Here is a 24919-nt window from a genome sequence, read left to right on the forward strand (position 1 = left end):
TCACTGCGAGTCTGATCGATCGCCGGAGGCGTGACGCACCAGGGCGCCCAGCGCGCGGAACCACGTTTCGGCCAGGTCGCGCACCCGCTCTTCGGGTGCGAGGGCCGCGGGCCAGGACCAGTAGGCCGCCAGGGCGGGGCCGTCGGGCCGGTCTTCGGCCAGCGCGTTGACGGTCAGGGCGTGGGAGACGCGCTTGCCCGGGTCGGCACCGAGGTCGGCGGCATCGCCCTCGGGCGCGTACTCCCAGTCGCCCCCGCCGGCGTGGCCGAACCGGCCCATGTAGTTGAACTCGATCTCCGGCGCCGGCAGCGCCGCGAGCTCCGGCCCCGTCCCGGGGTTCAGGTACCGCAGCAGCCCGAAGCCCGTGCCCGCGACGGACGCCGCGTCCAGCTCCGCCCGCACGCGCTCGAGTGCGGTGCGCGCCGCCGGGCCGCCCGCCAGCGCGTCGGCGAGGTCGAGCTCGCCCAGGTCGAGACAGACGGGCACGACGCTGGTGAACCAGCCGACCGTCCGCGACAGGTCCGCACCACCGGCGAGCTCGTCCTCGCGGCCGTGGCCCTCGAGGTCGACCAGCGTCGCCGTGCCCTCGCCGGCGCCGTGGCGGCGCCGCCAGTCGGCCACCGCGAGCGCGAGGCCGGTGAGCAACACGTCGTTCACCGTCGCCCGCAGTGCCGCCGGGACGCGACCCAGCAGCGGGCCCGTCAGCGCCGCCGGCAAGGTCAGCGACAGCACCGCCAGCCCGGACTCGACGTCCACCTCCGGATCACGCGAACGCAGCAGCGGCAACGGATCGCCACCGGCGAGCACCGAGCGCCACCGGTCCAGCTCGGCCTCGCGAGCGGGCTCCACCGCGCGCGCCGCGAGCTCGTCGGACCACTGCCGGAACGACACGTCCACCGGCGGCAGCTGCGGCTTGCGCCCGGCGGCCACCGCCTCCCACGCCGCCGCGAAGTCGGGCAGCAGCACCCGCCACGACACCCCGTCGATCACGAGGTGGTGCACCAGCACCAGCAGCCGGCCCCGCTCGGGCCCGGCGTCGAACCAGGTCGCCCGCAGCATCGCGCCGGCGTCCGGGTCGAGCCGCGCCCGCGTGGCCAGGGTCGCCTCCTCGATCACGCGGTGCAGGTCCTCGCCCGTGAGCCCGCGAACGTCCACTCGCGACACCCAGCCATTCACGTCCACCGGCTCGGGCACCCGCAGTGCCCACCGCGCCGGCTCCCGGTCGAGCCGGGCCCGCAGCATCGGGTGCCGGTCGACCACGGCCCGCAGCACGGCGGTGAGGCTCTCGCTCGTCACCTCGGCCGGTGTGATCAGCAGCGCCGCCTGGTGGTAGCCGGCGATCGGTCCGCCCAGCTCCCGCAGGGCGTGCATGATCGGGGTCAGGCCGACGGTGCCGGTGCCGTCGTCGGAGACCGCCTTCGCCACGCCGGCCTCGGTGGCCACCGTCGCGAGCCCCGCCACCGTCCGGTGCCGGAAGATGTCGCGCGGCGAAATCCGCAGGCCACCCGCGCGGACGCGGGCCACCAGCTGCATGGCCACGATGCTGTCGCCGCCCAGCGCGAAGAAGTCGTCGTCGACGCCGAGGCCCGGCACGCCGAGCACCTCACCGACCAGCGCGCACAGCTCGCGCTCCCGGTCCGTCGAGGGCGCGCGGCCGCCGGCCTGGGCCGAGAAGTCCGGCGCGGGCAGGGCCGCGCGGTCGAGCTTCCCGCTGGCCAGCACCGGAAGCCGCTCCAGCACCACGAACGCCGCCGGGACCAGGTGGTCGGGCAACGCCGAAACGGCGTACTGCCGCAGCTGCGTCGCGTCCACCGGCGCCGCCGGCACCACGTAGGCCACCAGCTGCTTCACCCGCGCCGCGCGCACCACGACCACCGACTGCGCCACGGCCGCGTGCCGGTCCAGCGCCGCTTCGATCTCCGCGGGCTCCACGCGGAAGCCGCGGATCTTCACCTGGTCGTCGGCGCGGCCGCCGAAGTCGAGCCGGCCGTCGGGCGTCCATCGCGCGAGGTCGCCCGTGCGGTACATGCGCGTGCCGGGTTCGCCGTACGGGTCGGCCACGAACCGCTCGGCCGTGAGCGCCGGGCGGCCGAGGTACCCGCGGGCCAGGCCGCCGCCGGCCAGGTACAGCTCCCCGGTCACGCCCGGCGGGACGGGCCGCAGCGAACCGTCGAGCACGTACGCGCGGGTGTTGGCCACCGGCCGGCCCACGAGCGGCCGCTCGCTGTCGCCGATCCGCGCGACCAGCGCGTCCACTGTGGACTCCGTCGGCCCGTAGAGGTTGACCGCCTCCGTCCCCTCCAGCTCGGCCAGCCGGCGCCAGAGGGAGTCCGGCACCGCCTCGCCGCCGACGCCGACCAGGGCCAGCGGGCACCGGTCGCCCTCGACGAGCCCGGCGTCGGCCAGCTGCGTGAACAGCGACGGCGTGACCTCGATGAAGTCGAGCCCCTCGCGCCGGATCAGGTCGGCGAGCTGTTCCGGGTCGCGGCGCACCTCGTCGGGCACCACGTGCACGGCGTGGCCGTCGAGCAGCCACAGCTGCGGCTGCCACGACGCGTCGAACGAGAACGACCACGCGTGCCCCACCCGCAGGTGCTCGCGCCCGGCGCGCGCCACGGCCGGCCGGTGCAGCGCCGCCCGGTGGCTGTGGAACAGGTTCACCAGCCCCGAGTGCGGCACCACGACACCCTTCGGCGTGCCCGTCGAGCCGGACGTGTAGATCACGTACGCCGGGTTCTCGGGCCGAAGCGGACGCAGCCGGTCGGCGTCCGTCAAGTCCGCTTCGGACACTTCGGCCGCCAGGAGATCCGGCAGCAGCACCGTGTCGCCGAACTCCGGCAGGACGCCGCGGACCTCCGCGACGGTGACCAGCAGCCCGGGCCGGGCGTCGGCCAGCATCGCGGCGAGCCGTTCGGCCGGGTAGTCCGGGTCGAGCGGCAGGTAGCCCGCGCCGGCCTTGTGCACGGCGAGGATCGCCAGCAGCACCTCGGCCGACCTCGGCAGCGCGAGCGCCACCAGCGTCTCCGGTCCCGCGCCGCGCTCGACCAGCGCCCGCGCGAGCCGGTTGGCCCGCGCGTTCAGCTCCGCATACGTCCACCGCGCCTCGCCGACGACCGCGACCGCGCCGGGCGAGCGCCGCACCTGCGCCTCGAACAGGCCCGCGACGGTCGACGGCGCCACGGCGAGCGCGGTGTCGTTCCAGTCGCGCAGGATCCGCTGCGCCAGCGCCGCCGGCAGCACGTCGACCGTCCCAGCCGGACGGTCCACTTCGGACACCATCGCGCCGAGCAACAGCTCCATGCCGGCGAGCAGGCGCTCCGCGTCCTCGTCGGTGAACAGGTCCGCGCGGTACTCGGCCGTGAGCCGGAGCCGCCCGGCCGGTTCGACGGCCCACGTCAGCGGGTAGTGCGTGGAGTCGCGGTGGTCCACGATCGTCGCCCGCAGCCCGTCGTCCGGGTCGCCCTCGGCGCCGGGGTAGCTCTCGAACACCACGAGGGTGTCGAACAGCTCGCCCAGCCCGGCCTCGCGCTGGATGTCGGCCAGGCCGGTGTGCTGGTGCGGCAGGAGCGCGGACTGCTCCTCCTGCACGCGCTCCAGCAGCGCGGACAGCGGCTCCGTCGGGTCGTGGCGCACGCGCACCGGCACGGTGTTGATGAACAGCCCGAGCATCCGCTCCACGCCGGGCAGCTCCGGCGGCCGGCCCGCGACCGTCGCGCCGAACACCACGTCGGTGCGCCCGGTGAGCGACGCGAGCAGCAGGCCCCACGCCGTCTGGACCAGCGTGTTCACCGTGAGCCCGCGCTCGCGCGCCAGCCGCGTCAGCTCGGCCGTCGCCTCGCGGGGCAGTTCCAGCGTCCGCCGTCGAGGCAGGACGGGCGCGCGATCCGGGTCCACGGGCGCGAGCCGGGTCGGCTCGGCCAGCCCGGCGAGCGCGTCGCGCCAGGCCGCCTCGGCCGTGGCTTCGTCCTGGTCACGCAGCCAGCCCAGGTAACCGCGGTACGGCAGCGCGGGCGGCAGCTCCCGGCCCGCATACAGTGCCGACAGCTCGGCCAGCAGCTGCGGCACGGACCAGCCGTCGAGCAGCAGGTGCTGGTGCGACACCACGAGCCGGTGGTGCCCGTCGGCGAAGCGCACGAGCAGGAACCGCAGCAGCGGCCCGGCGGTGACGTCGAACCGGCGGCGCTCGTGCGCGAGCTCCGCGTCGAGAGCGTCGTCGGTGGCTTCCCGCCACTCGGGCTCGGCCGAACGAGCGACGAGCGCGACCGGTCGCCCGGAGGCCAGGTACCGGTAGCTCGTGCGCAGGTTCGGGTGGCGCTCCAGCAGCGTCCGGACCGCCTGCCTCAGCCGGGAACGGTCGAGCGGGCCGGCGAGGTCGAACCCGAACTGCACCGTGTAGACGTCGGGGCCCTCGGTGTCGGCCGCGGCCAGGAACAGCAGCCCCGACTGCAACGGCGTGAGCGGCCAGACCTCCGCCGCGCCGGGTGCGGTCGCCCGCAGCTCCGCGCGTTCCGCGTCGGTCAGGTCCAGCAACGGGCGGCCGTCGTCCGACGACGGCGTCGCCGCCACCTCCCCCGCGACCTGGGCCAGCGCGGTCACCGTGCGATGGCGGAACACGTCCCGCGCGCCGAGCAGGAGACCGGCGGCCCGGGCCCGGGCGACGAGCTGCATCGCGACGATGCTGTCGCCGCCGAGGCGGAAGAAGTCGGCGCGCACACCGACGCGCGGCAGCCCGAGCACGCCGGCCACCAGCTGGGCGAGCACCTCCTCGCGGGGCGTCGCCGGAACGTCGTCGCCGGCCTCGAACTCCGGTGCGGGCAGCGCGCGGCGGTCGAGCTTGCCGCTCGGGGTGAGCGGCAGCCCGGCCAGCGGCACCACGGCGGCCGGGACCATGTGCTCGGGCAGTGTCTTCGCGACGTGGTCGAGGAGATCCCCCGTGGCCCCGTTCGCGACGACGTACGCGACGAGCTGCCGTCCTTCGTGGACGATCACGCGCGCCTGCGCGACGGCGGGGTGCGTGCCCAGCGCGGCCTCGATCTCGCCGAGCTCCACGCGGAAGCCGCGGATCTTGACCTGGTCGTCGGCCCGGCCCAGGAACTCGAGCTCCCCCTCCGCCATCCAGCGCGCGAGGTCGCCGGTGCGGTACATCCGCTCGCCGGGCGCGCCGAACGGGTTCGCGACGAACCGTTGCGCCGTCAGGCCCGGGCGCGCGTGGTAGCCGCGCGCCAGCTGCACGCCCGACAGGTACAGCTCCCCCGCCACGCCCGGGGGCACGGGCCGCAGGCGCGCGTCGAGGACATGGGTGCGGGTGTTCCACACCGGACGTCCGATCGGGACCCGGCCCGACGGCGCCACCCGCGCGGGCGCCGCGGTGACGTCGACCGACGCCTCCGTGGGCCCGTAGAGGTTGTGCAGTTCGGTGTCGAGGTCGAACCTCGCGACGAGGTCGGCGGGCAGGGCCTCGCCACTGCACAGCACGCGCCGCAGGCTCGCGCACGCGCGGGCACCCGGTTCGCCGAGGAACGCCTCCAGCATCGACGGGACGAAGTGGACGGTCGTCACGCCTTCGCGCTGGATCAGCCCCGCGAGGTATGCGGGATCCCGGTGGCCCTCGGGTTTCGCGACCACCAGCGTGGCGCCGGTGAGCAGCGGCCAGAAGAACTCCCACACCGACACGTCGAAACTCGACGGTGTCTTCTGCAGCACGCGGTCGGCGGCGGTCAGCGCGTACTCGTCCTGCATCCACCGCAGCCGGTTCACGATCCCGGCGTGCGGCACCACGACGCCCTTGGGCCGCCCGGTCGAGCCCGACGTGTAGATCACGTACGCGGGCGCGTCCGGCGCGACCGTCAGCGCCAGGTTCGAGCTGTCGTAACCGGACGCATCGAGCGGGCCGTCGAGCACGACGGCGGGCGCCGCGTCGGCCAGCATGAACTCACGCCGGTCGGCCGGGTAGTCCGGGTCGAGCGGCAGGTAGGCCGCGCCCGCCTTGTGGATCGCGTACAACGCCACCACGAGGTCCGGCGACCGCGGCAGCGACACCGCGACCACGGATTCCGGCCCCGCGCCCTGCTCGCGCAGCCACCGCGCGAGCCGGTTGGCCCGCGCGTTCAGCTCCCCGTACGACAGCGACACACCTTCGAACACGACCGCGGGAGCCTCCGGTGTCCGCGCCACCTGCGCCTCGAACAGCTCGGGCAGTGTCGCCGGGAGCACGTCGTGATCCGTGGCGTTCCACGTCTTCAGCAGCGCGGACTCACCGTCCGCCAGCACGTCGAGCGACCCGACCGGCACCGAGGGATCGGCGGCCACCTGCTCCAGCACCCGCACGAGCCGCGTCGCGAACGACTCCGCGGTCGCACGGTCGAACAGGTCCGCGCTGTACTCCACCGCACCGGCGATCGCGCCGCCCGGTTGCTCCAGGAACCCGAACTCGAGGTCGAACTTCGCGACGTCCTGCGGCACGTCCTCACGCACGGCCGCCAGGCCCGGCAGCCGCGGTGTGTCCGCGCCCTCCGGCAGGTACACGACCATGGTCTGGAACAGCGGGTGCCGCGCCAGCGAACGTTCGGGGTCGGCCGTCTCGACCACGCGGTCGAACGGCAGGTCCTGGTGCGAGAACGCGGCCAGGTCCGTCGCCCGCACCCGGCGCAGCAGCTCGCCGAACGCGGGATCACCCGCCAGATCCGTGCGCAGGACCAGCGAGTTCACGAAGAACCCGACCAGGTCCGTGAGCCGCTCGTCCGTGCGGCCGGACACCGGCGCGCCCAGCGGGAGGTCGGTGCCGGCGCCCAGGCGGTGCAGCAGCGTGGCGACCGCGGCCTGGCTGAGCATGAACATGCTGGTGTCGTGCTCGATCGCCACCGCGCGCAGCCGCGCCGTGAGCTCGGCCGGCACCTCGAACGTCACCGTGGCGCCGCGGTGGCTGGACTCCGCCGGCCGCGGCCGGTCGGCGGGCAGGTCCAGCTCCTCCGGCAGCCCGGCGAGCGTGTCGCGCCAGAACGCGGTCTGGCTTTCCTGCTCGCCGTCGAGCACGGCCTGGTGCCACAACGCGTAGTCCGCGTACTGCACCGGCAGCGGCGTCCACTCGGCAGCGACGCCGTCGAGCCGCGCGCGGTAGGCCGTCGCGAGGTCGGCTAGCAGCGGGCCTTCGGACCACTCGTCGGTGACCACGTGGTGCAGCAGCACGAGCAGCACGTGCTCGTCGCCGGCCACGGTGAACACCCGCACACGCACCGGCGGCGCCTCGTCGAGCCGGAACGGAACATCCACTTCGGACCGGATCGCCGCGGCCACGTCGGTCACCCGCTCGGCCGCGAAGTCGAGCGGCGCGCCGTCGAGGATCCGCTGCGCCGGGACGCCGTCGTGCTCCTCGAAGACCGTGCGCAGCACCTCGTGCCGGGTGACGACGTCGCCGAACGCCGCGCGCAATGCGTCGAGGTCCAGCGCACCCCGCAGCCGCCACGCGGCGGGCAGCGAATACGTGGTCGTCGGACCTGCCAACCGGTAGAGGAACCACAGCCGCTGCTGCGCCGCCGAAAGCGGCAGCACGTCGGGCCGTTCCCCCGCGACCAGTTCGGGGCGGTCACCGGCCGGCGCGGTCAGCCGCTCGGCCAGCGACGCGACCGTCGGTGCCTCGAAGACGTCCCGCACGCCGACCTCGGCACCGGCCGCGCGGATCCGCGAGACCAGCCGCATGACGAGCAGCGAATGGCCGCCGAGGGCGAAGAAGTCGTCGTCGATCGACGGCGCCGGCACACCGAGCACCGCCGAGAACAAGTCGCGCAGCTCGTGTTCCCGCTCGGTCCGCGGCTCACGACCGCCGGTCGCGGTGAACTCCGGGTCCGGCAGGGCGGCACGGTCCAGTTTGCCGTTGGGCGTCACGGGGAACTCGTCGAGCGGCACGACGACCGCCGGGACCAGGTGTTCCGGCAGGGTCTTCGCCAGCTCGGCCCGCACGTCACCCGGCGTGCCGGTGAGGTAGGCGACCAGCCGCTCGTCCCGCGCCACCACGACGGCGCCGGTGACCCCGTCGAGCGCGGTGAGCGCCGACTCGATCTCGCCGAGCTCGACCCGGAAGCCGCGGACCTTCACCTGGTGGTCGACGCGGCCGAGGAACTCGAGCACACCGCCGGCCGACCACCGCGCGAGGTCGCCCGTGCGGTACATCCGCTCCCCCGGCCCGCCGAACGGGTTCGCCACGAACCGTTCCGCCGTCAGCCCCGGCCGCGCGAGATACCCCCGCGCGAGCTGGACGCCCGACAGGTACAGCTCGCCCGGCACCCCCGGGGGCACGGGCCGCAGGCGCGCGTCGAGCACGTGGGTGCCGGTGTTCCAGATCGGGCGGCCCAGCGGGACACCCGGGGCGTCGAACGGACCGGTCGCCGCGAACGCCGTCACGTCGACGGACGCCTCCGTCGGCCCGTACAGGTTGTGCAGCTCGGCCGGGAGCAGCTCGGCGAACCGCGTGGCGACGTCGGACGGCAACGCCTCACCGCTGCACAGCACCCGGCGCAGCCCGGTGCACCCCGCGGCTTCGTCCAGGAACATCCGCAGCATCGACGGGACGAAGTGGACCGTCGTCACCCGCTCGTCCCGGATCAGCCGAGCCAGGTACGCGGGCTCCTTGTGCCCCTCCGGCTTCGCCACGACCAGCGTCGCGCCGGTGACGAGGGGCCAGAAGAACTCCCACACGGACACGTCGAAGCTGGACGGTGTCTTCTGCAGCACCCGGTCGTCCGCGGTCAGGCCGTATTCGTCCTGCATCCACAGCAGGCGGTTCACGATCCCTTCGTGCGGAACCACGACGCCCTTCGGCCGTCCGGTCGAACCCGACGTATAGATCACGTACGCCGGCGCGCTCGGGGCGACGCGGACGCCGAGACCCGCCGAGTCGTACCCGCCGACGTCGACCGGACCGTCCAGCACCACGACCGGCGCCGCGTCGGCGAGCATGAACGCACGCCGCTCCGCCGGGTAGTCGGGGTCCAGCGGCAGGTACGCCGCCCCCGCCTTGTGGATCGCGTACAACGCCACCACCAGCTCCGGCGAGCGCGGCAAGGACACCGCCACCACCGCTTCGGGTCCCGCACCGCGCTGCCGGAGCCACCGCGCCAGCCGGTTCGCCCGCGAGTTCAGCTCCGCGTACGACAGACACGCACCTTCGAACACGACAGCCGGGGCATCCGGCGTCCGCGCCACCTGCGCCTCGAACAACTCCGGCAGCGTCACCTCCGGCACGTCGTGCGCGGTCGCGTTCCAGGCCTGCAGGCGCGCCAGTTCCCCTTCGGCCACCACGTCGAGTGCCGCCACCGCGATCGACGGCTCGGCCGCCGCCCGCGCCAGCAAGGAGCCCAGCCGGGCGAGCAGCCGCCACGCCGACTCCGCCGTCCAGCGGTCGGCCGCGTATTCGAGCATCAGCGTGAGCGGGCCCTCGCCGGCCTCGTCGACGAGTGTGAAGTGCAGGTCGAACTTGGCCGTCGCGTGCGCGGGTTCGAGCCACGTCGTGGGCAGCCCGAGCACGTCGGGGTCGCCGTCGGGCCGGTAGTGGTAGCCGACCATGACCTGGAACAGCGGGTTCCGGCCGGGCACCCGCGGCGGGTTCAGCGCCTCCACCACGCGCTCGAAGGGCAGGTCCTGGTGCGAGAACGCGGCCAGGTCCGCGGCCTTCACCCGCTCCAGCAGCTCACGGAACGTCGGCTCGCCGCTCACGTCCGTGCGCAGCACCAGCGTGTTGACGAAGAACCCGACCAGGTCGTCGAGGGCGGCGTCGGTGCGGCCCGCGATGGGCGCGCCCAGCGGGACGTCGTCGCCCGCGCCGACCCGATGCAGCAGCGCCGCGACAGCCGACTGCAGCACCATGAACAGGCTCGCCCCGGCGTCCGCCGACAACGAGCGCACGGCTTCGGCGAGCGCCCGGTCGAGCGGCAGCCGGACCTTCCCGCCCCGGCCGGTCGGCTGCGGGGGCCGCGGCCGATCCGCCGGCAACGGGATCTCGTCGGGCAGCCCGCGCAGCACGTCGGTCCAGTAGCCCAGCTGTCCGGGCTCCGCTTCGGCGAGGAAGTCCCGCTGCCACAAGGCGAAGTCCGCGTACTGCACGGGCAGCGGAGTCCACTGGGGAGCCGAACCGAGCAACCGGGCCTCGTACGCGGTGCCCAGGTCCGTGAGGAACGGCCGGTCGGACCATTCGTCCGTCACTCCGTGGTGCAGGAGCATGGCCACGACGTGGTCGTCGTCGCCGACTCGCAGCACGTCGATCCGCACCGGCAGCTCCCGCGCGAGATCGAACCGCCGCTCGGCCAGCTCCGCGACGCGGGTGTCCACCTCGGCGGCGGCGCATTCCAGCACGGAGAACGGGATCTCGGGTGAGTCCGCAATGGATTGAATCGGCAGCCCCTCGTGCTCGGCCAGCACGGTGCGCAGCACCTCGTGCCGCGCCAGCACATCCCCGAACGCGAGCCGCAGCGCCTCGGCCTCCAGGTGACCACGCACCCGCACGAACAGCGGGTACGTATACGCCGCCGTGGTGTCCATGCGGTCGAGCACCCACATCCGCTGCTGCGCGAACGACAACGGGATCCGCTCCGGCCGCTCGCGCGCGACGACGGCCGGCCGCGCCGGCACCCCCGTGCCCGCCCGGGCCGCCAGCTCCGCGACGGTCGGCGCCTCGAACAGGTCCTTGATCGCCAGCTCGGCCCCGAGCTCGGTGCGCGCCCGGCTGATCAGGCGGGTGGCCAGCAGCGAGTGCCCGCCCAGGTCGAAGAACGAGTCCTCCACGCCCACGCTCTCGAGCCCGAGGACCTCGGCGAACAGCTCACAGAGCACCTCTTCCTCGCGCGAGGCCGCGGGCCGGCTCTCCGCGAGCGTCACGGCGGGTTCGGCGTCGGGCAGGGCGCGGACGTTGAGCTTGCCGTTGTCGGTCAGGGGCAGGCTGCCCAGCGTCACGAACGCGGCCGGGACCATGTAGTCGGGCAGCTGCCGCTTCAGCTCGTCGCGCAGCTCCTGGACCAGTTCGGCGCTGCCGCGCGCGGCGGTGGGGCGGTTGGCGAACCGCGTGAGGTCGGTGCCGGTCGCCGCGGGCACGTACAAGCCGGAGACCGGGGCTTCCGCACGGACGAACACGGCGTCGAACACCCCGTCCACGCCGGTCGACCACGTCGTGTGCACGGCGTAGCCGAGGCGCTCGCCGAGGCGGTGCACCGCTTCGGGTTCGACGCCGTCAGCTCGGCCGTGCAAGCGATCCAGCACGTCGAGCAGCGGCGCGCCCGCGTCGAGCGCCCGCATGGCGGCGAACTCCGCGGCGAGCCGCGCGTCCGGGATCCGGCTGACACGCAGCTGGTTCCCGGTCAGCCGGCGCTCCAGCTCGGCGAGCGAGCCGACCTCGTCCCACAGCACGCGCGGGGCAGGCGCCACCGGAACCTCACCGGTGGGGTCCTTGGTGAGGACGACGTCGTAGCGGTAACGGCTGAGCTCGTTGTGCAGTTCGGCCCGCTTCACGCGCACGCGCGCACCGACACCGGGCAGCGTGTGCGCGAGTGCCGTGAAGTAGTCCGGGTCGAGCAGGAGCTCCTTCTCCAGCGCCGCGCCGCGTTCAATCGCGCGACGCAGCCGGGAGAGATCGGACGTCGCGTCGGCGCGCGTCAGCTGGACGGCTGTGTGGAACGACCGCGCCAGCCGCAGGTTCCGCACGTCGCCGACGAACACCGAACCCCCGGGTGCGAGCAGGTCCAGGGCCGTGGTCAGCACCTGCGTGAGGTAGTCGGCGCTCGGGAAGTACTGGATGACGGAGTTGATCACGACGGTGTCGAAGTGCCCGCGCGGGAGGCCGCCGAACTCGTGTGCCGGCTGCGCCCGCAGCGTGACCTTGGCGGCCAGCGCCGGATCGCGTGCCAGCTCACGCTCGAGCTTCCCGATCACCGGCGCGGCGAGGTCGGTGCCCCAGTACTCCTGCGCGTGCGGCGCCAGCTGTCCCATCAGCAGGCCGGTGCCCACGCCGATCTCCAGGATCCGCCGCGGCGCCAGCTCCCCGATGCGCGCGACGGTGGCCGCTCGCCACTCCCGCATGTGCGCCAACGGAATCGGTGTGCCGTCGTAGCTGGAGTCCCAGCCGGCGAAGTCCTCGGTGAACAGCGCGGTCGGGATCTCGGTGTACTCGTCGGAGTAGATCTGCCGCCACTCGCCGACCTGGTCGGCCTCGGCCGCGTCGCGCTCGTCGCCGCTGAGCTCGGCCGGCACGACGTAGCCGACGAGCCGCTGCAGCCCCGGCGCCGACGGGTCGGGCCGCGCGATCACGGCCGCCTGCGCGACCTGCGGGTGCCGCGCCAGCGCCGTCTCGATCTCGCCCAGCTCCACGCGGTAGCCGCGGATCTTCACCTGGTCGTCGGTGCGGCCGAGGAAGTCGAGGTTCCCGTCCGGCCGCCGGCGCACGAGGTCACCCGTGCGGTACATGCGCGCGCCGGGCTCGCCGAAGGGATCCGCGACGAACCGCTCCGCCGTGAGTGCCGCGCGGCCGAGGTAGCCGCGGGCCAGGCCGGTACCGGCGATGTAGAGCTCGCCCGGCACGCCGTCGGGAACCGGCCGCAGCCAGTCGTCCACGATGTAGGCGCGGGTGTTCCAGATGGGCTTGCCGACGGTCGGGGTGGCGCTGTCGGTCGTACCGCCGCCGAGGGTGTTGATCGTGTACTCGGTGGGGCCGTAGAGGTTGTAGCCGTAGACGCCTTCGGCGTCGCGCAGGCGGTTCCAGACCGATTCGGACACGGCTTCGCCGCCGAGCAGGACCAACGCGGGCCGGTGGCGCACGGTGCCTTCCTCGATCAGGCCTTCCTCGATGAGCAGGTGCGCGTAGGTCGGGGTCACGTTCACCACGTCGACGCGGTGCCGGTCGCAGTACGCCACGAGCGCGCGGGCGTCGCGGCGCAGCTCCTCGTCGCACACGTGCACCTCGTGGCCCTCCACGAGCCACAGCAGCTCTTCCCACGACATGTCGAACGCGAACGACACGGTGTGCGCGATCCGGAGGCGCCGCCCACCGGCCGATGCGATGGCCGGCCCGAAGATCGCCTCCTGGTGGTTGAGCTGCATGTTCGTCAGGCCGCGGTACGGCGTGACGACACCCTTCGGCTTGCCCGTGGACCCGGAAGTGTAGATGACGTACGCGGGGTGCTCCATCCGATCGGCCTGGTCTCGGCCGAACAACGGGCGCTCGGCGTCCACGAGTTCGCCGCCGGACAACGCCGCCTGTTCGGCTTTCGTTTCGGTGCTGTCGAGCAGCACCCGCGGCAGGTCCTGCGGCAGATCCTGCGCGACGGCCGTGGTCGTGACCAGGCAGAGCGGACCGGCGTCGTCGAGCATCAGCGCGAGGCGGTCGGCCGGGTAGTCGAGTTCGAGGGGCAGGTACGCCGCGCCTGTGCGCAGCACCGCGAACAGCGCCACGACCATGTCGATCGAACGCGGCAGGCCGAGCGCGATCACGCGTTCCGGCTCGGCGCCGCGGGAAAGCAGCAACCGCGCCATGCGGTTCACGGCTTCGTCCAGCTCCGCGTAGGTCAGCGTCTGCTCGCCGAACACGAGGGCGGTGGCGTCGGGCGTGCGGACAGCCTGGGCCGCGAGCAGGTCGGCGATGGTGTCGGGCACCATCGGGTGCTCGGTGGCCGACCAGATCTCCGCCAGCTCCGCGCGGCGCGCGGCCGACACCGTCTCCAGCGAGCCGACGGGTGCGGTCAGGTCGCCGACGAGCTGCTCGACGAGGCCGGTGAACCGGCTCAGCAGCACCGCGGCCTCGTCGGCCGCGATCACGTCGTCGCGATAGGACAGCGTCACGCGCATCGACTGCCCCGGCGTGACCACCAGGGTCAGCGGGTAGTGCGTGGCGTCGACGTTCACGACGCTCGTGATGCCGTGGCGGTGCCGCAGGCCGGCGTAGCGCTCGTCGCCGTCCGCGCCGCGCAGCACGAACAGCGTGTCGAACAGCACGCGGTGGCCGGCCTCGCGCTGCAGCACGCCGAGGCTCATGAACTCGTACGGCGTGAGGTCCACGCGCTCGGACTGGATGCGGCGCAGCAGGTCGAGCACCGGCTCGTCGGGCACGAGCCGCACGCGTGTGGGCACGGTGTTGAGGAACAGGCCGATCGTGGTCTCGATGTCCGGCACGGCGGCGGGGCGCCCGGCGACGGCGGCGCCGAACACCACGTCCTGGCGGCCGACCATCGTGGACAGCACGAGCGCCCACGCCCCGTTGAGCACCGAGTTCACGGTGAGCCCGTGGCGGCGGGCCTCGTCGCGCAGCCGCTCGGTCAGCTCCGGCGTCAGGTGCGCGTCGAGGTTGACCGGCGTGACGGGTTCCAGGCCCTGCGTGTCGGGGCCGATCAGCGTCGGCTCGCCCAGCCCGGACAACGCGGAGCGCCACGCCGCGGTGGCCTCCTCGACGTCCTGGCGGGACAACCACTCCAGGTAGTCCACATAGGATCCGCCGGCCGGCTGCCCGCCGCCCTCGTAGCGCGCGAAGAGCTGCTCGAGGAACAGCCACGCGGACCAGCCGTCCCACAGCAGCAGGTGCCGGTTGAGGACGACGCGGTCGCGGTCGGCGCCGAGGCGTACGAGCGTGATCCGGAACAGCGGCGGGTTCGCGAGGTCGAACCGGGTCGTCCGGTCGCGCTCCATCAGCTCGGCCAGCCGCCGCTCACGGTCCGCTTCGGACAGCTCGCGCAGGTCGACTTCGGTCACGGGCGCCGGGAAGCCGGCGGTGACGAACTGCACCGGCCCGCGCAGGCCTTCGCTGGTGAAGCCCGCACGCAGGCTCGGCGTGCGGTCCAGCAGGGCCGCGCACGCGGCGCGCAACCGGTCGGCGTCGAGGTGCCGGTCGAGGTCGACGGCCTCCTGGATCGTGTAGACGTCGATGCGCGACTGATCGTAATTGGAGTGGAAGAACAGGCCTTCCTGCAACGGCGAGAGCGGCCAGATGTCCGACAGTGGCAGCGGGCTCAGCCGTTCGACGTGCTCGATCTCGTCCTGCGCCAGTTCGATCAGCGTGAGGTCCGACGTGGTCAGCCCGGCCGTGGCCACGTCCGTCGCGGCGAGGTCGGCCAGTGCGGCGACCACGCTGTCGACGAACTCGGGCGTGGCACCGGCGAAGGTGAGCGCCAGCACCGGTCCGTCCGGTGTGTCCTCGCAGACCGCGCCGATGCGCAGCGCGTGCGCGCCGACCGGTGCGCCCGGGCCGGCCGCGAAGTCCCAGTCCTGCGTACCGGACGGCACATGGCCCGCGTACCGCAGCAGCACCTCGGCGCGGGCGAGCTGCGCGAACAACGGCACGGCCTGCGGGTTGAGGTGACGCAGCAGTCCGTAGCCGAGCGCGTCCGGAGCCGCGCGGACGAGGTCCTTGACCTGCTTGAGGTCCCGGGCGGTCAGCCGCACCGGGCACGCGGTGTGCAGCGCGCCCACCCCGGCGGGGGTCCCTTCGGGACGGTCGAGCACGTCGACGATCAGCTCGCCCCCGGCCCTCGTGAGGGCCGTGAGCAGCACGTCGGTCACGTCGCCGCGCACGGACGCCGGCAGCTGCTCGACGAGGGCCCGGCTCTGCTCGATCGGGAACCGCACGGTGCGTTCGGACTGCGGCCCGGCGACGGGGACCGTCGCGGCGCCCGGCGCCAGCGTCGCGGCCCAGTGCTCCAGGTCCGCCAGCAGCTCGGGTGCCTGCGCCCGCTCCGTGACGGCGCGGGCGTGGGTGCGCAGCGACGTTTCCACCGCGGCGAACACCGGCGTGCGCCCGGCCTGCACCGCCGTCCACGCCGTGGCCAGGTCGGCCGCGATCGTGCGCCACGACGGCGCGTCGAGCAGCAATGGGTGGGCGGTGAGCAGGAGCCGGTCGCCGGACCGGACGGCCCGCAGCAGGATCCCGGCGTCCGGATCGAACCCGGCTGCCGAGTCCTCACCGAGGAGCACTTCGGCGGCGTCGACCGCGCCGGCCGGGCGCGTTTCGAGCGACCACAGCACGGACGCGACGCGGCTGCGCGTGAGGCGCAGCCCGTCGTGGTGGTCGAGCACCGCCTGCAGCGCGGTAGCGAGGCTTTCGGTGTCCGCGCCGGCCGGAAGGCGCAGCTGGATCGACTCGGCCCCGCCGTCGCCGAGTTCGCGCAGGCGGTGGACCTCGGGCAGCAGCGGCACGTCGCCGACCCCGTCCGGGTCGGCCGCCGGCCCCTGCGCCACGGGCGCGCCGCCGAGCTGGGCCAGCGCGGCGGGCGTGCGGTGGGTGAACACGTCCTTCGGGCTCAGGTCGAACCCGGCCCGGCGGGCGCGGCTCGACACGCTGATCGAGCTGATGCTGTCGCCGCCCAGCAGGAAGAAGTCGCCGTCCGCGCCGACCTCGGCCAGCCCGAGCACGTCGGCGAAGATCGCCGCCAGCGCGGACTCGCGGTCGTCGCCGCGCCGCGCCGCCGCCGCGGGGACGGCCGGCGCGGGCAGGGCGCGGGTGTCGAGCTTGCCGCTCGGGGTCAGCGGGAACTCCTCGAGCACCACGAGGGCGTTCGGCACCATCGTCGCGGGCAACGCCGCGATCAGTGCGGCCCGCAGCTCGTCGGCGCCCGCGGAACCGGCCGCGTAACCGACCAGGGCGCCGTCGCGCACCACGACCGCGGCCGCGCGGACGCCGGGCTGCGCCGCGAGCACGGCCTCGATCTCGCCCGGCTCGATGCGGTTGCCGCGGATCTTCACCTGCCGGTCGGTACGGCCCAGGTACTCCAGCTCGCCGTCGGCGCGCCGTTGCACGAGGTCGCCGGTGCGGTACATCCGCGCGCCGGGCTCGCCGAACGGGTCGGCCACGAACCGTTCCGCCGTCAGCGCGGACTGGCCGTGGTAGCCCCGCGCGAGCTGCACGCCGGCGAGGTAGAGCTCTCCCGCCACACCGTCGGGTACGGGGCGCAGGCACGTGTCCAGCACCAGCAGGCGCGTGTTCCACACCGGACGTCCGATGGGGACAGTCGTGTCCGGACCGTCGCGGAACGGGAAGTACGACACGTCCACGGCCGCCTCGGTGGGGCCGTACAGGTTGTGCAGGGGCACCCCCGTCAGCCGCCGCCAGCGTGCGGCGGCCTCGCCGGGCAGCGCCTCGCCGCTGGTGAAGACGCGGCGCAGCGACGCGGCCCAGCGCGGGTCCCCGGTGACCTCCTCGACGGAGAAGAACGCGGCCAGCATCGACGGCACGAAGTGCACTGTCGTCACGCCGTGGGTGCGGATCACGCCGGCGAGGTACGCCGGGTCGCGGTGGCCGTCGGGCCGCGCGAACACCACCGCCGCACCCTCCCGCAGCGCCCAGAAGAACTCCCACACGGACACGTCGAAGCTCGACGGGGTCTTCTGCAGCACGCGGTCGTCGGCGCCCAGCCGGTACTCGTGCTGCATCCACGCGAGCCGGTTGACGATCGCGCGGTGCGTGACCACGACGCCCTTGGGCCGGCCGGTCGAACCGGATGTGTAGATCAGGTACGCGGCGTCGTCCGGGCCGGGCTCGGCGGCGGCAGTGCCGTCCTCGGGGCCGTCATCGGGGCCGTCCCCGGGACCGTCGACGGGCACCTGCTCCGGGCCCGCCGGAACCTGCGCGGCCGTCCCCGGTTCGGTGACCACCAGCGCGGCCCCGGAGGCCGCGAGCATGTACTCCAGCCGTTCGGCCGGGTAGTCGAGATCGAGCGGCAGGTAGGCCGCACCGGACTTCAGCACGCCCAGCAGCGCCACCATCAGCTCGGCCGAGCGCGGCACGGCGACGGCGACCACCGACCCGGGCCGCGCGCCGCGGGCCCGCAGCCGCCGGGCCAGCACGGCCGCGCGAGCATCGAGGTCACCGTAGGACAGCCGCTCGTCGGCGAACAGCACGGCGGTCGCGTCCGGAGTCTCGGTCACGCGCCGCTCGAACGCCGTGAGCAGCGTCTGCTCCGGCACGGAAACCGCGGTCGCGTTCAGCTCGCCCAGCCGCTCCAGCTCCGCTGCCGAGACGAGGTCCACGTGCGCCGCCGGCGTGTCCGGGGCCGCGGCGAACGCTTCGAGCACACGCACGAACCGCTCCGCGAGCCGCTCGGCCGCCCGCGCGTCGAGGCGCGCCGCGTCGAACTTCAGGCCGAACTCCAGTGTGTCGCCCGGCGTGGCGATGAGCGCGACCGGGTAGTGCACCGCGTCCACGACCTCGACGCCGGTCACCCGCAGCGCACCCGCGTCGTCGTTCTCGCGCGGGTAGTTCTCGACCACGACGAGCGTGTCGAAGAGCTCCTCCTGGCCCACACCGGCGATCCGCTGCAGCTGCGCGAGCCCGAGGTGCTGGTGGTCCAGCAGCGCGGCCTGCTCGTCCTGCAGCCGCCGCAGCAGCCCGGCGACGGTGTCGCCCCCGGTCCAGCGAACCCGCACGGGCAAGGTGTTGATGTACAGGCCGACGGCGTCCTCGATCCCCGCGACACCGGGGTCGCGGCCCGACACGGTGCTGCCGAAGACCAGGTCCCCGCGTCCGGTCAGGCGGCCGAGCAGCAGGCCCCACGCGCCGTGCAGCACGGTGCCGAGCGTGAGCCCGTGCCCGCGCACGAACGCGCCCACGCGGGCGGTGGTCGCCGCGTCGAGGGCGAAGTGCACGCGCGACGGACGCCTCGGTGCCACCCCGGCGGGCGTGGTCACCAGCCGGGTCGGTTCCTCGATGCCCGCGAGCGCCGTGCGCCACGCCTGCCGCGCGGCGTCGTGGTCCCGCGCGGCCAGCCGGCGCAGGTGCGCCGTCCGCGAGGCGGGCTCGGGCCGAAGCGGTTCGGTTGCGCCGTAGCGGGCGAGGATCTCACGCACCATCACGGCGACCGACCAGCCGTCGGCCACGATGTGGTGGAACGTCAGGACGAGCCGCTCGCGCCCGATGAGCGTGGCCCGCAGCAGCGGGGGCCGGTCGAGGGCGAAACGTCGGTCGCGATCGGCGGCGAGCGCGTCGGCGGCGGACTCGGGCGAGACCTCCCGCCACGGCAGCTCGGCGTGCGCGGCCACGACCTGGACGACCCGGCCGTCGGCGAGCTGGCGGAAACCCGACCGCAGCGACGAATGGCGGTCGAGGAGGTTCTGCACGGCGCGGCGCAGGGCCGGCGGGTCCACCGGTCCGGCGAGGTCGAAGATCTCCTGGACGGTGTAGACGTCGTCGTCCTCGAACGCGGCGTGGAAGAAGAACCCTTGCTGCAACGGGGTCACCGGCAGCACCTCGGCGTGCGGGCCCAGAGCGGCCGAGTCCGATTCGGACAGCTCCAGCAGCGGCTCGGCCGATTCGTCGGCTGTGGTCACTTCACCGGCGCACGAGGCGAGCGCCTCCGCGGTGCGGTGCTGGAACACCTGGCGCGGTGTGAGGGCGAGGCCGTGCCGGGCGGCGCCGAGCACGAGCCGGATCGACGAGATGCTGTCGCCGCCGAGCGCGAAGAAGTCGTCGTCCGCGCCGGCCGACGGGACACCGAGCACGTCGGCCATCACGGCGCACAACGCGGCCTCGCGCGGCGTCCGCGGCGAGCGGCCCCGCGCCAGCGCGCCGAAGTCGGGCAGGGGCAGCGCGGCGCGGTCGAGCTTGCCGTTGGTCATGATCGGCAGGCGGTCCAGCGGCACGAACGCCGAAGGCACCATGTAGTGCGGCAACGCCTCTTCCACACGCGTGCGCAGGTCCTTCATCAGCGACGCCGGATCGCGGTAGACCACCGGCACGTTGGCGAAGGGACCGCCGGTCGCGCCGGTGTACGTCGCGATCGGCTCCTCGCGTGACAGCACGAGGTCGAACGCCGTCGCCGCCTCCCCCGACCACGTGGCGGCCGCGCGGTAGCCGGCCGCGCCCGCCAGCTCGACCAGCACGTCCGGGTCCACGGCCGCGCCGGCGGTCGACGCCGGCTCCGCGCCGAGCGCCCGCAACGCGGTGAGGTCCGGGATCAGCCGCTCGTTGGGAATCGCCGTGACGCGCAGCGCGGCCGGCTGCCGCTCGCCGAGGTGGGCCACGAACGCGCCGGACGAGCCCAGCCCGGCCCACGGCACCGCCGGGACTTCGCGCGAGGCCGCGGGTTCCGTCCGGAGCACGACGTCGTAGCGGTACCGGCTGAGCTCGTTCTCGTACGTCGCGCGCTTCAGCCGGACGTCGGCCTCGGTGAACGCGGCGATCCGCCCGGGCAGCGCGGCGAAGAAGCCCGGGTCCAGCACCAGCTCGTCCTCGCGGGCCACGGCCGCGTCGACCGCCGCAAGCGACGCCTCCCCTTGCGCGGCCGCGATGCCCGCGCGCAGCACGCGCTGCAGGCTCAGGTTCCGCACGTCACCCACGAAGACCGAGCCACCGGGCGCGAGCAGGTCCGCGACTTGACGCAGCACGTCGACGAGGTACTCGGCGCTCGGGAAGTACTGCACCACCGAGTTGATCACCACGGTGTCGAAGTGCCCGGCCGGCAGGTCGCCGAGTTCGTGCGCCGGCCGTGCGCGCAGGTGCACCTTGCCCGCCAGCTCCGGCCGGTCCGCGACGCGGGTTTCCAGCAGCCGCACCACTTCTTCGGACAGGTCCAGCGCCCAGTACTCGTCGGTGCCCGGCGCGAGCTTCGACAGCAGCAGCCCGCTGCCGACGCCGAGCTCCAGCACGCGACGCGGCCGCAACGCCCGGATCGAGTCCACAGTGGATTCCCGCCAAGAGCGCATGTCGCCCAGCGACAGCGGTTCGCCGTCGTAGCTGGAGTTCCAGCCGGTGAACCCCTCGTCGAACGGGTCGCGGTCGGCCACCGAGTAGAGCAGCTCGTGTACGTCCTTCCAGCGGCCGACCTGCGCAGCCTCCCGCGCCGCGTCCCGGTCGGTGCCCGGCGCCCTCTCCGGCACCACGTACGCGACCAGCCGCCGGTCCCCCGGCTTGACCTCGCGCGGCACCACGGCCACGCGGGCGACGCCGTTGTGCGCCGCGATCACCGACTCGATCTCACCGGGCTCCACGCGGAAACCTCGGATCTTGACCTGGTGGTCGGCGCGGCCGAGGAAGTCGAGGTTCCCGTCGGCGCGCCAGCGCACGCGGTCGCCCGTGCGGTACATGCGCTCGCCCGGCCCGGCGAACGGGTCGGCCACGAACCGCTCCGCCGTGAGCGCGGCGCGTCCGACGTACCCACGCGCGAGGCCGCGGCCACCGACGTAGAGCTCACCCTCGACGCCCGGCGGCACGGGGTTGAGCGCGGTGTCCAGCACGTAGCAGCGGGTGTTGGGGTCGGGGCGGCCGATCGGGATCGGCCCGGTCCAGTCCGCTTCCGCCGGCCACAGCGTGGAGTTCACCGTCGCTTCGGTGAGCCCGTACGCCGCGACCACGCGCAGGTCCTTCGCCCAGCGCGCGATCAGCTCGGGCGGCACGGTCTCGGTGCCGACCACGAGCACCGCGCCCTTCGGCAGCTCGCAGTCGGCCGGCAGCGCGGCCACCAGCGAGGGCGGCAGGATCATGTGCGTGGCGGCGTTGTCGGCGATGTAGCCGGTGAGCTCGACGCCGGCGACCCGGCGGTGCGACGGCACCACGATCACGCGCCCGCCCACGCACAGCGACATCACAAGGTCCCACACCGTCACGTCGAACCCGGCCGACGCGAACTGCACGACCCGGCTCTCGGCCGTGATCCCGATCCGCTCGGTGGCCGTGACGATCAGGCTGCCGATGCCGTCGTGCGAGAGGACCACGCCCTTGGGCTTGCCGGTGGACCCGGAGGTGTAGATGACGTAGGCGGCGCGGTCGAGGCGCAACCCGCTGAGGTCGACAGGCCCGCCGTCCAGGGCGGTGAGCTCGGCGCGCACAGCGGGATCGTCCAGCAGCACGACGTCGCCGACCGCGGGCAGCTGATCGGCGGATCCGGCGACCGACAGGACGACGCGGGCGCCCGAGTCGGTCAGGAGGTAAGCCAGGCGGTCCTCGGGCAGGTCGAGGTCCAGCGGCAGGTACGCGGCGCCGGCCTTGAGCACGCCCAGCAGGCCCACGACCAGGTCGATCGAGCGCGGCAGCGCCACCGCCACCACGTCCTCGGCCCCCACGCCGCGGGCGGCGAGCAGGCGCGCCAGGCGGTTCGCGGCGGCGTCGAGCTCGGCGTAGGTGAGCCGCTCGCCCTCGCACACCACGGCGACGGCGTCCGGCTGCCGGGCGACGACGTGGGCGAACGCCTCGGGCCAGTTCAGCTCCGGTGGCGTGGCGGGCGACGTCGCGAAGTCCGTCAGCACCCGCTGCCGTTCGTGCTCGGTGAGCAGGTCGATCGCCGCGATCGGCCGGTCGGCGTGGGCGGCCACCGCGTCGAGCACCGCGAGGAACCGGCGCTCGTGCCCGGCGAGCGCCTCGGGGGTGCCGGCGGCCGCGAACTCGAGCCGCAGCCCGCCGCCCGCGCCGGCGTCGTGTGCGGTCACGGCGAGATCGGTGACGGGACCGAGCGCGACGCTCTGCACCGTGGCGGCGGCTTCGCCGAACGCGACCGAGACCTCCGGCAGGAAGTTGAGGCTCAGCCCGGTGAGCTCGTGCATCCCGCCGGTCAGGTTCTGCTCGCGCGCGAGGTCCTCGCCGCGGTAGCGGCTGTGGTCGAGCACGTCCGCGACCTCACGGGTGACCGCGGCGACCAGCTCGGCCGGCGTCGTCGAGGGCCGCGCGGAAACCCGCAGCGGCAAGAGGTTGGACAGCATCCCGGGCCGGTCGCGCAGCGCGGCGTCGGTCCGCGCCGCGACCGGCAGGCCGAGCACGAGGTCCTCGGCGCCGGTCACGCGGTGCGCGTAGGCGGCCAGTGCGGCGATCGCCACGCGCGACAGGCGGGTGCCGTGGTCGCCGGCGAACTTCCGCAGCGCGTCGGCGCGGGCGGCCGGCAGCGTGACCGACCGCCGGACCACCTCACCGTCCCCTCCGGCCAGCCGCACCGGATCGGGCCGGCCGGCGAGCTTTTCGCGCCAGTACGCGCGGTCCGCTTCGCAGGCCGCCGAATCCCGGTACTCGCGGTCGGCGGCCAGGAGCGGCGCCACCGACCAGTCCACAGTGGACGCGGCGCCGTCGTAGAGCTCCGCGGCGCGCCGGGTGAGCACCGCCTGGCCGTACGCGTCCAGCACCAGGTGGTGGTACGTCTGCGCCCACCACACGCGGTCCGGTCCCAGTACCAGCACCGCGTGCGCGGTCAACGGCCCGCGCGCGAGGTCGACCGGCTCCGCCAGCGCCGCCCGCACCCACGCGTGCGCCGCCGCCTCGGGGTCGGGCTCGCCGGACAGGTCCACCACCGGCACCTCGGCCGCCCGCGGCGCCGGGTACTGCCGCGGCACGCCGCTCTCGTCGGCCGCGGCCGTCACGTGCAGCCCCTCGGCTTCCCCGACCGCCCGGCGCACCGCGTCCGCGAGCCGCGCCGGGTCGACACGGCCGCGCACGTCGGCGTACCAGCCGATGCGGTACGCCGGGTCCGCCGGGGCGAGCGACTGCGCGAAGAAGACCCCGGCCTGCGCCGCGGTCAAGGGGGAACCGGGCACGACGCCGGTCATCTGGGAGCCTCCACCGTTGACTGAAGCTGGACTGACTGGGTGCCGCGCCGTCAGCGCGTGCCGCTCACCGCGTACTCGGGCAGGTGCGCCACGGCCGCTCGGCGATCCACAATGGACTGCAGGATCTCGCCCACGCGGACCGCGGTGTTCGACAGCAGCGACGACGTGATGCCGTGCGTGTGCTCGGTGCCGCCCTGCAAGTAGAGCCCGCCGCGCACGGCGGCGTCGGTGGTGATGCGGTAGTCGCGCTCCACGCGCAGCCGGCCTTCGGCGTCGCGCAGGCAGCCCGCGGCGAGCTCACCGAGCAGCGGCGTCGGGTCCGCGGGCAGGTACCCGGTGGCGTACACGACCGCGTCGGCGTCGAGCACCGCGCGGTCACCGGTGGTCAGCGATTCGACGGTCGCGCGCACGTGGGCGCCGCGGTCGGTCACGTCCACGGGCCGGGAGACGTTGAACAACCGCAAGCGCTCCACGCCGAGCACCTTCTCCTGGTACACGCGGCGGTAGAGCTCGTCGATCAGGTCGAGGTCGACCGCGGAGTAGTTGGTGGCGCCGTGGTAGCGCATGAGCCGGTCCTTCACCGGCTCGCTCGCGCCGTAGAAGTGGTCGACCGCCTCGGGGTCGAAGATCCGGTTGGCGAACGAGCTGTCGTCGGCCGGGCTGTAGCCGTAGCGCGCGAAGACCGCGCACACCTCGGCGCGCGGGAACTCGTCGTGCAGCAGGGCCGCGACCTCGGCCGCGCTCTGTCCGGCGCCGACCACCACGAACCGCTTCGGTTCGGTACCGCGCAGCCGTTCGACGCGGGGCAGCAGCTGGCTGTTGTGCCAGATCCGCTCACCGCCGGTGACGCCCTCGGGCAGATTGGGCCGCAGTCCGGTGCCCAGCACGAGGTTGCGCGCACGCAGCTCCACGATCTCTTTGTCGGACTTCGCCCGGACGTCGAAGAAGACCACCTCGTCGCCGTCGCGGACCGGCTCCACCGACAGCACCTCGGTGCCGTAGGACACGACGTCGTCGACCTTGGCCGCCGCCCACTCGAAGTAGTCGTGGAACTCGATCCGCAGCGGGAAGAGGTTCTTGTGGTTGATGAAGTCGATCAGCCGCCCCTTGGCGTGCAGGTAGTTGAGGAAGCTGAACTCGCTCGTCGGGTTGCGCATGGTCGCGAGGTCCTTGAGGAACGAGACCTGCATCGTGGCGGTGTCGATCAGCATCCCGCGGTGCCAGCCGAACCGCGGCTGGCGCTCGAGGAAGTGCGCGGTGACCGTGTCGCCGGACCCGGGCGCGGCGTTGTGCTCGGTCAGCGCGATCGCGAGGGCGAGGTTCGATGGTCCGAACCCCACCCCGACCACGTCGTACACCGGCACCTGGCCATCGACCACTGCTCGTGACATGAAAGTCCCCTAGCGCGGCACTGCCGCATCTCGGTTCGGCTCAGCTC

The 24919-nt window shown here is 74.1% G+C and carries 2 protein-coding genes; both read right to left on the minus strand.

Features of this window, described 5'->3' with window-relative positions:
- Nucleotides 1-23481, minus strand: a complete 23481-nt coding sequence (locus AB0K15_RS13065) for a non-ribosomal peptide synthase/polyketide synthase (RefSeq protein WP_364048949.1) — start codon at nucleotides 23479-23481, stop codon at nucleotides 1-3.
- A 50-nt stretch (nucleotides 23482-23531) separates the two neighbouring features.
- Nucleotides 23532-24872, minus strand: a complete 1341-nt coding sequence (locus AB0K15_RS13070; protein ID WP_364048951.1) for a lysine N(6)-hydroxylase/L-ornithine N(5)-oxygenase family protein — start codon at nucleotides 24870-24872, stop codon at nucleotides 23532-23534.
- Nucleotides 24873-24919: the final 47 nt, after the last annotated feature.

This window comes from Amycolatopsis sp. NPDC049253 (assembly GCF_040678995.1).
Taxonomy (GTDB): domain Bacteria; phylum Actinomycetota; class Actinomycetes; order Mycobacteriales; family Pseudonocardiaceae; genus Amycolatopsis.